At 53.8% G+C, this 13,307-nt stretch carries 13 protein-coding genes; all 13 read left to right on the top strand.

Annotated features, from left to right (window positions below; genetic code table 11):
- Positions 1-80 precede the first annotated feature (80 nt).
- The 13 genes from rfbA (at position 81) to JYE50_RS12390 (ending at position 13,168) form a co-directional block, all read left to right on the top strand.
- Positions 81-968, top strand: a complete 888-nt coding sequence (gene rfbA, locus JYE50_RS12330) for a glucose-1-phosphate thymidylyltransferase RfbA (RefSeq protein ID WP_084096314.1) — start codon at positions 81-83, stop codon at positions 966-968.
- Positions 969-987: 19 nt separating this feature from the next.
- Entirely contained in the window at positions 988-1,626 is a 639-nt protein-coding gene (gene rfbC, locus JYE50_RS12335; protein ID WP_084096315.1) for a dTDP-4-dehydrorhamnose 3,5-epimerase, read from the top strand.
- 51 nt (positions 1,627-1,677) lie between these two features.
- Positions 1,678-2,727 (top strand): dTDP-glucose 4,6-dehydratase, encoded by a 1,050-nt coding sequence (rfbB, locus tag JYE50_RS12340; RefSeq protein ID WP_084096316.1) that lies wholly within the window; start codon positions 1,678-1,680, stop codon positions 2,725-2,727.
- Between the two features lie 111 nt (positions 2,728-2,838).
- Entirely contained in the window at positions 2,839-4,131 is a 1,293-nt protein-coding gene (locus tag JYE50_RS12345; RefSeq protein ID WP_084096317.1) for a glycosyltransferase family 4 protein, read from the top strand.
- 66 nt (positions 4,132-4,197) lie between these two features.
- On the top strand, positions 4,198-5,475 hold the full coding sequence (locus JYE50_RS12350; RefSeq protein ID WP_084096318.1) for a glycosyltransferase family 4 protein: 1,278 nt from the start codon (positions 4,198-4,200) through the stop codon (positions 5,473-5,475).
- Positions 5,476-5,643: 168 nt separating this feature from the next.
- Complete coding sequence (nusG, locus tag JYE50_RS12355; protein ID WP_084096319.1) at positions 5,644-6,162, top strand: transcription termination/antitermination protein NusG; 519 nt, start codon at positions 5,644-5,646, stop codon at positions 6,160-6,162.
- A gap of 2 nt (positions 6,163-6,164) precedes the next feature.
- Positions 6,165-6,890 carry a TrmH family RNA methyltransferase gene (locus tag JYE50_RS12360; protein WP_084096320.1) on the top strand — a complete coding sequence of 242 codons (726 nt, stop codon included), beginning with the start codon at positions 6,165-6,167 and terminating at the stop codon, positions 6,888-6,890.
- 350 nt (positions 6,891-7,240) lie between these two features.
- Positions 7,241-8,335 (top strand): GntR family transcriptional regulator, encoded by a 1,095-nt coding sequence (locus tag JYE50_RS12365; protein WP_179138372.1) that lies wholly within the window; start codon positions 7,241-7,243, stop codon positions 8,333-8,335.
- Complete coding sequence (gene rlmH / locus JYE50_RS12370) at positions 8,332-8,814, top strand: 23S rRNA (pseudouridine(1915)-N(3))-methyltransferase RlmH (protein WP_084096322.1); 483 nt, start codon at positions 8,332-8,334, stop codon at positions 8,812-8,814. Before JYE50_RS12365 ends, rlmH begins: the two co-directional genes overlap by 4 nt.
- A 117-nt stretch (positions 8,815-8,931) precedes the next feature.
- Positions 8,932-9,291: a four helix bundle protein gene (locus JYE50_RS12375; protein WP_084096323.1), complete on the top strand. Its 360-nt coding sequence runs from the start codon at positions 8,932-8,934 to the stop codon at positions 9,289-9,291.
- Between the two features lie 54 nt (positions 9,292-9,345).
- Positions 9,346-9,864, top strand: coding sequence for a ribonuclease domain-containing protein (locus JYE50_RS12380; RefSeq protein ID WP_084096324.1), 519 nt, complete (start codon positions 9,346-9,348; stop codon positions 9,862-9,864).
- 49 nt (positions 9,865-9,913) lie between these two features.
- Positions 9,914-11,860 (top strand): peptidoglycan-binding domain-containing protein, encoded by a 1,947-nt coding sequence (locus JYE50_RS12385; protein ID WP_179138373.1) that lies wholly within the window; start codon positions 9,914-9,916, stop codon positions 11,858-11,860.
- A 108-nt stretch (positions 11,861-11,968) separates the two neighbouring features.
- Positions 11,969-13,168, top strand: coding sequence for a caspase family protein (locus JYE50_RS12390; RefSeq protein ID WP_084096326.1), 1,200 nt, complete (start codon positions 11,969-11,971; stop codon positions 13,166-13,168).
- Positions 13,169-13,307: the final 139 nt, after the last annotated feature.

Genomic DNA, 13,307 nt, shown 5'->3' on the forward strand with positions numbered 1-13,307 from the left:
GGGATTGAGTTCATAAAACCGGATGATTATGGTACAATAATCTGTAACGAACCGTACAGGGAAGGATGAGGAGGAACGGCATGAAGGGCATTATCCTGGCCGGCGGAGCCGGAACAAGGCTGTATCCGCTGACGATGGTGACATCCAAGCAGCTGCTGCCGGTGTATGACAAGCCGATGATCTATTATCCGCTGAGCACGCTGATGCTTGCCGGAATCCGGGATATCCTGATCATTTCCACCCCGGAGGACACGCCGCGGTTTGAGCACCTGCTGGGAGACGGATCCCAGTTTGGCCTGACGCTTTCCTACAAGGTGCAGCCCAGTCCGGACGGCCTCGCGCAGGCCTTTATCCTCGGTGAGGAATTCCTGAACGGGGAAGCCGGAGCTATGATCCTGGGAGATAATATTTTCTACGGAAACGGCTTCCGCAAAACGCTTACGGCCGCGGTGAAAAACGCTGAACAAAACGGCAGGGCGACTGTGTTCGGATACTATGTTCCGGATCCGGAACGCTTTGGCGTGGTTGAGTTTGATGACAACGGAAAAGTCCTGAGCATTGAGGAAAAACCGGTGGAACCCAAGTCCAATTACGCTGTGACAGGCCTGTACTTTTATCCGGCCGGAGTCAGCAGCCGGGCTGGGCAGATCAAACCTTCCGCCCGGGGGGAACTGGAGATCACCACACTGAATGAGATGTATCTGCAGGATGGCCTGCTGGATGTACAGATCCTGGGCCGGGGATATGCCTGGCTGGATACCGGCACGATGGACAGCCTGCTGGAGGCGGCGGATTACGTGAGGATGATCCAGCAGCGGCAGAGCGTGGTCATCTCCGCCCCGGAGGAGATCGCGTTCATTAACGGCTGGATCGACCGCGACAAGCTGCTGGAAAGCGCGGCGAAATACGGAAAGAGCCCCTACGGCGGACATCTGAAGGCCGTAGCGGAAAGGAAATTTATATACTGAAAACAGGACGAATAAGACAATGAAGAAAATCGAAACGAAACTGCCGGGAGTATACATTATTGAGCCGGATGTGCACGGAGACGCGCGGGGATATTTCATGGAAACCTGGAGCACCCGGAACTTTGAGGAGCTGGATCTCCATTATGACTTTGTGCAGGATAACCAGAGCTTTTCCTCACAGAAAGGGATACTGAGAGGCATCCATTTCCAGAACAATCCCATGGCGCAGGCCAAACTGGTTCGGGCAAACCGCGGCGCCGTGCTGGATGTGGCGGTGGACCTGCGGAAGGGAAGCCCCACATATAAACAGTGGGTTGCCGTGGAACTGAGCGCTGAAAACCGGCGGATGCTGATGATCCCCAGGGGATTCGGCCACGGGTTCAAGACGCTGACAGACGATGTGGAGTTTGTATACAAGGTGGATAACCTGTACAGCAGGGAATGTGACAGGGGCATCCGGTTTAATGATCCGGCTATCGGCGTGGACTGGGGCGAAGTGAGGACGGAACTGCTGAGTGAGAAAGACACGAAATCACCGTTGCTTGAAGACAGTGACTGCAATTTCGTTTTTAATTCAGAATTCAGAATTCAGAATTATAAGTTTGGCCCATATATACACAAATGCAGCAATCGGGATTCACAGTTGCTTTTATTATGAATTATGAATTGTGAATTATGAATTGATAATCGATTCCGGAGGAATTGAACTATGACGATCATCGTAACCGGCGGCGCGGGTTTTATCGGATCCAATTTCGTATTCCATATGCTGGAGAAATATCCGGAATACCGGATCATCTGCCTGGATAAACTGACCTATGCGGGGAATCTCTCTACGCTGAAAAGCGTGATGGATAACCCGCATTTCCGGTTTGTGAAGGAGGATATCTGCGACCGGGAAGCAGTGTTCCGGCTGTTTGAGGAAGAACATCCGGATATGGTTGTGAATTTCGCGGCGGAAACCCATGTGGACCGCAGCATTGATGATCCGGGCGTTTTCCTGCAGACGAACATCATGGGTACGGCTGTGCTGATGGATGCCTGCCGGAAATACGGGATCACCCGGTATCACCAGGTGTCCACGGATGAAGTGTACGGAGACCTGCCGCTGGACCGGCCGGACCTGCTGTTCACGGAGGAGACGCCGATCCATACCAGCAGTCCCTACTCCAGCTCCAAGGCGGGATCGGACCTGCTGGTAATGGCTTATCACCGGACCTACGGGCTGCCCTGCACGATCAGCCGGTGCAGCAACAACTACGGCCCGTATCAGTTCCCGGAAAAGCTGATCCCCCTGATGATCGCCAACGCGCTGAATGACAAACCCCTGCCGGTATACGGTGAGGGAAAGAACGTGCGGGACTGGCTGTATGTGGAAGATCACTGCAAGGCGATCGACCTGATCATCCATAAGGGCCGGGTCGGTGAAGTGTACAACATCGGCGGGCACAACGAGATGGCGAACATCGACATTGTGAAGCTCATCTGCAGGGAGCTGGGCAAGCCGGAAAGCCTGATCACCTATGTGACAGACCGCAAGGGCCATGATATGCGTTACGCGATCGATCCGGCAAAGATCCACAATGAGCTGGGCTGGCTGCCGGAAACAAAGTTCGCAGACGGCATTGTAAAGACGATCCGGTGGTATCTGGACAACCGTGAGTGGTGGGAAGAGATCGTCAACGGGGAGTACCGGAACTACTACGAAAAAATGTACAGTGCGAAGATGTTGGAATCATCTTCCGCAAATGAAAAATGAAAACTGAACAATGAATAATGGCGGAAAAAACAGCACAGGGTGCTGTTTTGAGAAATGAAAGTCCATGGCAGTCTGTGGATATTCAGAATAATCTAAAGGCGAGGGAAAAGCATGGGTATTAATCGGGTCAGGCATGATATCCGGATGTGGGTCAAACGGCTGATGATGTCACCGGACGTGTGGTTTAAGAAAGTGATTCCGGCGAATATCCGGCATATGATCAGCAAGCCGCTGGAGAAGCGCGTGATCCGGAAAACAAAGATACCCAAGCCTTATGAACCGGGCCGGTATCCGGACGGGATCAACCTGTACGGCCTGTTTAAAACGGAAATCGGACTGGCTCAGGGCGCCAAGCTTTATGCCCGTGCGCTGGAAAAGGGCAATATCCCCCATACGCTGCTGAACCTGGATTTTATTCCGGACCTGCCGCAGGAGGATAAAACATTTGATGACCGGCTGACGGTTGAAAACAAATACGCGATCAATGTGGTGCACATCAACCCGCCGCAGTGGCGGGACGCGCTGGGCACCTTCCCGCAGAGCCATTTTGACAGGCATTACAATGTGGGTATTTTCCAGTGGGAACTGGAGACCCTGCCGGATGACTGGAAGCCGCTGTTTGACTATGTGGATGAAGTGTGGACCCCGTCTGAGTTTACGGCAAGGACCATGCGGAAGGAAACGAACAAGCCTGTCATTCCGATCCTGTATGGAATGGAAACACCCTATGATGAAAAGCTGACAAGGGCGGATTTCGGACTGAACGAGGATGACTTCCTGGTGCTGATGATGTTCGACAGCAACAGCTATGCCAGCCGGAAGAACCCCGGGGCAGCGATCGATGCTTTCCGGGAAGCCTATGGAGAGAATCCGGAGCATGTGAAGCTGGTCATCAAGATCAACAACCCCAAGGCCGAAGATATTGCCTTTGTGGAAGAACATATCGGCGGAAAGGCCGGGTACCTGCTGATCACGGAACGAATGGACAAGGAAAGGCTGAACAGCCTGATCCGCCTGTGCGACGTGTTCATCAGCATGCACCGGGCGGAGGGTTTCGGCCTGGTGATGGCGGAAGCCATGATGCTCGGAACCCCGGCGGTGGCAACCGGCTGGAGCGCGAATACAGAATTTATGCCGGAGGATGTTTCCTGCCCGGTGAAATACACCCTGATCCCGGTGGCCGGCGGTTATCAGTTTGATAACGGTGAGCTGCTGTGGGCGGATCCTGACGTGCATCACGCGGCGGAATACCTGAAGCGGCTGCGGGATGATCCTGAGTATTATCGGCAGAAGTCTGAGGGCGGGAAGCGGTTTATTGAGGAAAACCTGTCCATGGAGCACTGCGCGGATGAGATGCGGAAGCGGATGGAAGAAATACTCGCAATGCGCGACGCACATTGCTGAGGCAGGAAGTAGGAGGTAGGAGGGAGTGCAAAAGATGACGGGATCATCTTTTGCAGATTTACCGTGATGGATGTTAAGACACTGCTGAACAGGGGAAAGACCCGATTCAGGAACTGGCTGGCTTCGGACCTGGCGATCAAAAAACTGGTCCCGGCCTCGCTGCGTCACCGGATCTCCGGGAAGGTTATGGACGCGCTGGCAACGCATACCGGCGTACCGGCGCCTTATATTCCCGGGAAATATCCGAAGGGGATCAACCTGTACGGCTTTTTCAAGGCGGAAAATGGACTGGCACAGGGCGTCAAGATGTATGCCCGGGCACTGGAGGAAGGGAATATTCCCCATACGCTGTTGAATACGGATTTCCTGGACTGGCTGCCGCAGGAAGATACCACCTTTGACAGCCGGCTGGAGACCGAAAACCGGTATGCCGTGAATGTGATGCATGTAAATCCGGACCAGTGGCAGGAAGCGTGCGGCATGTTCCCGCGGAGCCAGTTTGACGGCCATTACAATATCGGTATTTTCCAGTGGGAGCTGGAGACAGCACCGGCGGACTGGAAGCCGATGTTTGATTATGTGGATGAAGTCTGGACACCGTCAGAGTTTACCGCCCGGACCATGAGGAAAGAAACGGACAAACCGGTGGTGCCGATCCTGTACTGTATCGAGACCCCGTATGATGAGAATCTGACCCGGAAGGATTTCGGACTGAGCGAGAATGATTTCCTGGTCCTGACGATGTATGATTCCAACAGCTACGCCAGCCGGAAAAACCCGGGGGCGGCCATTGACGCGTTCCGCGAGGCCTTCGGGGAAAAGCCGGAAGGAGTGAAGCTGGTCATCAAGATCAGCAATCCCAAACCGGAGGATATCGCTTTTGTGGAAAGCAGGCTGGACTCCGGAAGCTATGTGCTGATGACTGACCGGCTGGAAAGAAAGCAGATGAACAGCCTGATCCGCCTGTGCGACGTGTTCCTGAGCCTGCATCGCAGTGAAGGCTTCGGGCTGGTGCTGGCGGAAGCCATGAACCTGGGAACGGCAACGGTGGCAACGAACTGGTCGGCCAATACGGAGTTTATGCCGGAAGGGACTGCCTGCCTGGTGAATTATTCCCGGGTGCCTGTCGGCAATACCTATCAGTATGAGCAGGAAGGCCTGACCTGGGCGGATCCGGACGTGCATGAAGCGGCCGCGTGGCTGAAGAAGCTGAAGGAGGAACCGGCGTTTCGGAATCAGATCGCGGAAGCCGGAAAGAAGCATATCAGGGAACAGCTGAGCACCGCGAAATGCGCTGAGCAGATGGCGGCCCGGCTGGATGAGATTATGTTAATTCAGAATTAAGAATTCAGAATTCAGAATCAGGTTCCTGGCCGGGATGACATTCTGGGCGGGTTGACATTCACAGGATGCCGGTTACCGGTGAAGAGTGAAAAGTGAAGAGTTGCCCAAAGGGCAGGGACATAATCATTATGAATCGTGAATTGTGAATTGTATCAGGGGTGAGATGAATTGTACGCGTATTGCCTGTACTGCATAACACAGCGATGCAAAGTGATCGCACAGCTGATGGAATTACGCGGCGTGAACCGGGCTTTTTCACCCCAGATCGTCCGGAAGCAGCGGAAGAAAGGTGAGAACATTGAACGCCGGTTTGATCTGCTGCCGGGATATGTGTTTCTTTTCAGTGATGAGCGCCTGACGGACTACCGCATGTTTTCCGGGATTGACGGAGTGGTCCGGCGTGTCGGAAAGCAGGATGACGGATACGAACTGGCCGGGCCGGATCTGGATTTTGCGAATAAACTGCTGGAGAAAGACGGCGTGGTCGGATCCATGAGGCTTTGCCGCGTCGGGGATGAAGTGACGCTGGAAGATCCGCTGTTCAGTGACTGCCGGGGCCGGGTGACCGAGATTGATTACAGGAAAGAACGGGCCAAAGTGGAATTTGTTTTTGACAGGACCAGCTGCAGCAGCTGGATCTCCCTGGAAGAAGTAAGACGCCTGCATCAGAACCGGGAGGAGCAGTAAAGATGCCATCATTATCAGCATACAAGAGCGACCTGGACTACAGCTACGCGCCGGGCGTTTTTCCCAGCATGGAATGCATGCTGCACCGGCCAGGGCAGGTCCGGCGCCTTCTCCTGCACTCTTCCGCCGCGGGACGGGAGGGCGCGGACAAGCTTCGTGCCCTGGCGGACAAGCTTGGTGTACGGATTGAAGAAGCGGATAAAGCCCTCTCGCGGATCAGCGGAAAAGAAAACTGCTTTGCTGCCGCGGTGTTTGAAAAATTCGAGGATGAACCGGCGGCGGACAAGCCGCATGTTGTGCTGCACAATCCGGGAGACAGCGGAAACGTGGGTACAATCCTGCGGACAGCGCTGGGACTTGGCATTGAAGACGTGGCGCTTATCCGGCCGTGTGTTGATGTGTTTGACCCGAAGACTGTCCGGGCGAGCATGGGAAGCGTGTTTTCCTTGCGGATAAAGGTTTATGACAGCTTTGAGGATTACCGGGCTGCCTTCCCGGACAGGCCTCTGTATCCGTTTATGCTGGACGCGTCCATTCCGCTGCAGGAGGCGGTAAAAACAAAACCGTCGGTATGGACTCTGGTTTTCGGAAATGAAGGTAGGGGCCTGCCGAAGGAGTTCGCTTCCTGCGGGCAGGCGGTGCGGATCGAAAGCAATGACAAGGTGGATTCCCTGAACCTGGCCATCGCGGCTGGGATAGGGATATATCAATTCAGAATTCAGAATTAAGAATGCAGAATTAGGCTGGAAAGAGTCAGGAAGAGTATTCGGAGTTTGGGGTTGCAATGTGAATCCGCGGAAGACTTATGTAAATGAATAATGAACAATGAACAATTACAAGCTCTGGGGGGAGGTCTCTTCCGGAGCTTTTTTGCGCGGAAATAAAGGGGGTTGTCCGGATTTTGATGAAAAGTTGTGAAAATTTGTACAAATCCGCTGAGCCTTTGATTTATAAGGATTTATGGGCTGGTACGAACAATTATCCGGTACGTTGTTCGTACTTTTTTGCGCTTTCATATTGAAAAAAACAGATTTGTCTGGTATGATAGGAACAACATACCGGAAAGGATGTGTTTGTTGTGGCCGAACAGCCCAAATATCTGCAGGTTGCGGACGTTCTGCGCAAGGAGATTGCGGAGGGTGTTTTTCGCGATGGACAAACCCTGCTGACAGAAGAGGAACTGCGTTTCCGTTTTAACGTTTCCCGCCAGACCATCCGTCAGGCAATCGCGCTGCTGGAGGAGGACGGTCTGGTAGACCGGCGCCGCGGAAGCGGCACCTATGTGCGCCATGGACCCCGCAGAAGGATGCAGGGTACGATTCACGTAGGCGTGGTGACCACCTATATCACGGACTATATCTTCCCTTCCATCGTGTCCGGTATAGAGTCAGTCCTGAGTGAAAACGGCGCCGTGATGAACCTGAGCGCGACATATAATGACAGCCAGGCTGAACGGAACATCCTGGAACGGATGCTGGACGGCCAGGTTGACGGCCTGATCGTGGAAGGTGTACAGACCGCACGGGAAACAGAGAATGAAGATCTGTACCGCAGGCTGGCGGAACGGAACATTCCTGTGCTGTTTATGAACTCCTATTATCCAGCCATGACGAACATCCCCCATGTGGTGATGGACGACTACGGCGGCGGCCGCATCGCGGCGCGTGAAGTGCTTAGCCGCGGTTACCAGAGGCCGGGCGGAATGTTCAAAGTGGATGACCTGCAGGGCAAGGAGCGCCTGCGGGGCTTCCTGGATGAAATGAGAAGTGAAGGCGTACTGATCCCGGATGAGCACCTGCTGCTGTTCAGCACGGATGAACGGATGAGCTGGCAGAACATTCCCAGCGGAAGCAATTTCGTGTGCCGCCTGATGAACCACGAAATGGACTGTGTGACCTGCTACAACGACGTGTTTGCGTCCAGCCTGATGGAACGGCTGAAGCAGGAAGGCATGAAACTGCCGGAAGAAATGGGCTTTATCGGTTTTGATAACGCGGTTTACGCCGAAATGTCCGTTCCGAAGCTGACCACGCTGGGCCATCCGAAGGAAGCTTTCGGATCGCTGGTCGCGGAGAAGCTCCTGCGGATGATCAGCGGTGAACGGGAACGCAGTGTGAACATGGCCTGGACGCTGATCGAACGCGACAGCCTGCCGCGGGTGGAACGGCTGTGAGTTCGGTTATCCTCTGCGTCGGGAAAATGAAAGAGAAACCGTACCGGCAGATGGCGGATGAATACCTGAAGCGCCTGAGCCGGTACGGGAAGTATGAAGAAACAGAGATCGCCGACCTTCCGGAACCTGCTTCCGGAACATCTGAAGCGCTGGAAGAGCAGCTGAAGACAAAGGAGGGCGAGGCACTCCTGGCAAAGATCCGGCCCGGGGACCGGGTGATCGCGCTGACGATCGGCGGGAAACGGCGGTCGTCAGAAGAACTGGCCAGGCACCTGGCGGAACTGAAAACCGGCGGGGTAAGCCATTTTGTATTTGTGATCGGCGGAAGCCTTGGACTGGGTAAAAATGTGTTGGCGCGCGCGGATGAGGAAATGTCCATGAGTCCGATGACATTTCCTCATCAGCTGGCACGGGTTATGCTGCTGGAACAGCTGTACCGGGCGGAAAAGATTAACGCAGGTGAACGTTACCATAAATAATTCAGAATTCAGAATTCAGAATTCAGAATTAGGCTGGAACGAGTCTGGAAAACTATACGGAGATTGAGACTGCAAGCCGAAGCGGAAGAAACGAGTTCTGTTTTACGGAGGTTTCTGATGAAAGACAATAATCCCGTTTTAGAGAAAAGCAAGGCTTTTGCGATCAGGATTATTCGTTTGTATCAGTATCTGACGACTGAGAAAAAAGAGTATATTCTTTCAAAGCAGATTCTCAAAAGCGGGACAAGTATTGGTGCCAATATCCGGGAGAGCGTAAGAGCTCAAAGCACAGCGGACTTCCAGGCTAAAATGCAGATATCTCTTAAAGAAGCAGATGAAACAGAGTACTGGCTCGAGCTGCTGAAAGAAACAGATTATATTACCGGTAATGCGGCAGAAAGCCTGCTTGCTGATTGCGAAGAACTGATAAGATTGATTGTGGCGATTGTCAAAACCTCGAAAGATGGAAAACAGTAACCTATAATTCTGAATTCTGAATTCTGAATTCTGAATTGTTAGGAGGTCCTGATTATGTTTGGCAGGAGAAGGCTGATCAGATTTTCTAAACTGTTCGCTGTGCTGCTTGCAGCGGTGCTGCTTTTATGCGCCTGCTCAGCGAACGCGGTTGAGACAGCCAAACGAAAAAAGAATACCGCTGCACCCGCTGTGACAGAAACACCTGCCGTGGCTGAACCCACTGCGGAGCCAGGGCCCCTGGATGAAGCACAGCGTATTGCTGATTATATTTTTGAACACGGGGAACTGCCGGATAATTTCATCACAAAGAAAGAAGCCCAGGCACTTGGCTGGGATAAGTATGTAAACAAAGTAAGCGATGTAGCTCCCGGGAAAAGTATCGGCGGGGACTATTTCGGAAACTATGAAAAACAGCTTCCGGTGGTACAGGGCCGAAAGTATTATGAGGCGGATTGTTACTATTTCGGAGGAGACAGGAACGAATACCGTATCATTTATTCAAACGACGGCCATGTGTGGTTCACCGGAGACCACTACCAGACATTTATAGAATTGTTTCCGACAGATAATTAATTCAGAATGAGAAATGTTTGCAGAGACCGGGCGAGGAGGCAAGCAGAAAATGAAGAGAAATCTGAAATTGATAGGTTTAGTGGCAGTTCTGGCTCTATGCCTGCTGCTGACAGGCTGCTACCAGCCGCCGGATGAAGTGAATAACGGCAGTCCGACAGGCGCGATCACGGCATCGTTCTTTAATACGCTGGCGCCGAAGGCAACTTCGACGCCGGTAGCGCCGGATACGGTTGTTGAGACCACCAATCCTAATATCGGAGTGGTCGGAAACCAGGAGACTCCCACCCCGACATCCGGCAGCAGCATCGGAAGCGCGTGGGATAACTGGGGCTCGGCACCGACAACTATTCCGACGCCGACGCCTGAAGGCTATACGGGTGAGACGCCTGCCGCGACTGACGGAAGCGGCAACATTGCGGTGATCACAACAGCGCCTCCGACGGCAAGCCCGACCCCGGCGCCGGTGACGCCTTCGCCTGTTCCCAAGAGCCTGCAGAAGGGCTTTACCGGAAGCGACGCGGTACGCGCGGTGCAGAAACGGCTGAAAGAACTGGGCTATTACAAGGGATCCGCCGATGGCGATTTCGGCCCCGCGACGGAAGAAGCGGTCAAAGCCTTCCAGAAGGCAAACGGACTGACAGCAGACGGAAAGGTCGGGGAGAAGACCCTGGCCAAGATGAACGCGAAAAATGTTGTCAGCGCTAAGGAAGCCAACGCGACTGCTGCTCCGAAGGTGACAAACAAACCGACCGCGAAGGTGACGAATACTCCGCGGCCCACAGCCACTCCGGACCTGTCCAGGGACATTTATCTTGAATCCGGATCTTCCGGTAAGAAGGTCGAAACCCTGCAGCGCAGGCTGATCGAACTGGGCTGGATGAGCGGTTCCGTAACCGGAAAATATGACGCCGCAACAGAGGCGGCAGTAAGCGCTTTCCAGAAGAAGGCGAAGCTGTGGGTGGACGGCAAGGCCGGTCCGGATACGCTGAATGCCTTGTATTCCGCGAATGCTCCGAAGGGCTCAAACCCGGTGTCCAGCAAGATGGAGACACTGGAGATGGGCAGTGAGGGCAATGATGTGAAACAGCTTCAGCAGAAGCTGAAGGACCTGGGCTACCTGAGCGGAAGCGCGGACGGAAAGTTCGGTAAAGCTACGGAAGCGGCTGTCATCACCTTCCAGAAGAATAACGGCCTGACCGCGGACGGCAAGGCCGGCACCGCCACCCTGAACAAGCTGTACAGCGGTACGGCCAAAAAGTTCACAGGCACACAGGCAAAGCTGGATGACAATAACTCCTCCGGACGGGATACTTCCAACATCTCTTCCACCGGATATATCACCCTGGAAAGCGGAAGCAGCGGTGAACAGGTCAGGACGCTGCAGAACCGGCTGAAGGAACTGGGTTATTATCACGGCAATGTGGACGGAAACTTCGGCGAAGGCACCGAAACAGCGGTGATGGCTTTCCAGCAGAACAACAACCTGACGGTGGACGGCAAGGCCGGTCCCGCCACGCAGCGGGTCCTGTATGGCAGCAAGACGAACATCACCTACGCTTCCATGCGGCAGGGAGATGAAGGAAACGCTGTCAAGAACCTGCAGTACACCCTGTATGAACTGGGTTATTATGACGGCGCGATCGACGGCAAATACGGACAAACAACCGCGGACGCCGTACGCGCTTTCCAGATCCAGAACAAGATCACGCCGGTGGATGGCGTGGCAGGCTCCAAGACGCTGGGGAAGATGTATTCCTCCGACGCGGTTGCCGCGACTGTCGCAGATGTGAGCTATGATACTGTACAGTCCGGCGACAGGGGCGAAATGGTGGTTGAGATCCAGGACTGCCTGGTGCAAAGAGGCTATCTGGATTCCATTACCGGTGTTTATGATGACGCCACTGTTGCCGCGGTGAAGGCGTTCCAGAGCGCAAACGGGCTGACACCTGACGGCAAGTGCGGTTCCAGGACGCTGATGATTCTCTTTGGTTATTGATTCCAGTCAATATCGAAGAGCAGGTGCATCGTATGTGACGCATTCTGCATAATAATATAGAAAACCGGCACCTGTGAAAACAGGGCCGCCGGGTACAGAGATAAGGGAATGAAAAAGAAACTACTCTGCCTTCTTCTCTGTCTGCTGCTGATTCCAATTGGGATGAAAAACGCGGGAGGGGACGGTAAGACCAGGTGCCTGCTGATCGGGTGCGACCGGTTTGTGTCGATGCCCGGAACAGAGCCGGCCAGCGCCAACAACGTGGATACGATGGCGGCGCTGCTGACGGATTTCCTTCCGAAAGGCACGACAGTACAGCAGCAGGTGAACGGCCCGGGAACGATCGGGGGCTTTGAAGAGCTGATCGCGGATACTTTCCGGGACGCCAACACTGCTGACACCGCTGTCATCTACCTGAGCACACATGGGATCCTGAAGGAGGATGAATCAGGCCGGCAGTGGGTGGAACTCCTGCTGTCGGACGGTACTGACGAAGAGGGACTGGGACCGGAAAGGCTGCGGCAGATTCTGGACGGGATTCCGGGAGAGAAAGTGCTGATCCTGGATGCCTGCCATTCCGGCGCGATGATCGGCTGCGGCGAAGGCGCGAACATTAACTGGTTCGAGAATGATGCCTGCCGGGTGCTGGTATCCAGCGGAGCCGATGAGGAAAGCTGGTTCTGGAGCGCGGATAAGGATGCATATACGGGAACAGGGTATTTTACCTCGGCTATGAACAATGCCCTGCGCGCGAGCGACCTTTCCCAGATTGACCCGAACGGGAGCGGGAATGTAAGCCTGGAGGAACTGACCGCGCGCCTGCGCGGGATCCACGGAGCCAGCACGGTTTACTGCTGGCCGGAAAAAAGCCGTATGCCGCTGTTCAGCCTGCCGAAGGACCGGAAACCGGGCAACCGGCTGCGGGGACTTTACTTCGATCCGATCAAGGCGGATGACGATACTGCTCCAGTGGAACTGAAGATACATTTCAACATAGAAGAATCGACGTGGCTGATGTATCGTACGGTTCCCAGCAATAACGGCGAATGGGATTTTGAGCATTCGGTGAAACGAAAAGACCCGGAAAAGAAAAACCTGATCCGCGGTCTTCTGGAGCCGGACGGGAAACCACGTAACCGTACTTTTTCCATACCGAGGGGGAACCTGGGCACGGACGGGATAGGTTTGTTTCAGGTCGTTTCCCTGCACGGAGATGAAAGAACGCCGGTAGTGGAAGCCGAAATAGTCATATCATATGAAAAACCGGAAACAGAGGTCCAGGATTCGGAAGCAACGGATAAAACCTGAACCTGACAGTGTGTTTGCTGTATGGAAAAAACATCATTTCAGCTAATCCGGTATTGTTCTGTTTTGTTTTTTACCGGATGGGTCATGGACAATTGATGGTTTATCATGCATAATATATAGGTTGGAATCCCTTTATGGA

It is taken from the genome of Aristaeella lactis (assembly GCF_018118585.1).
In the GTDB taxonomy this organism is placed as follows: Bacteria; Bacillota; Clostridia; order Christensenellales; family Aristaeellaceae; genus Aristaeella; species Aristaeella lactis.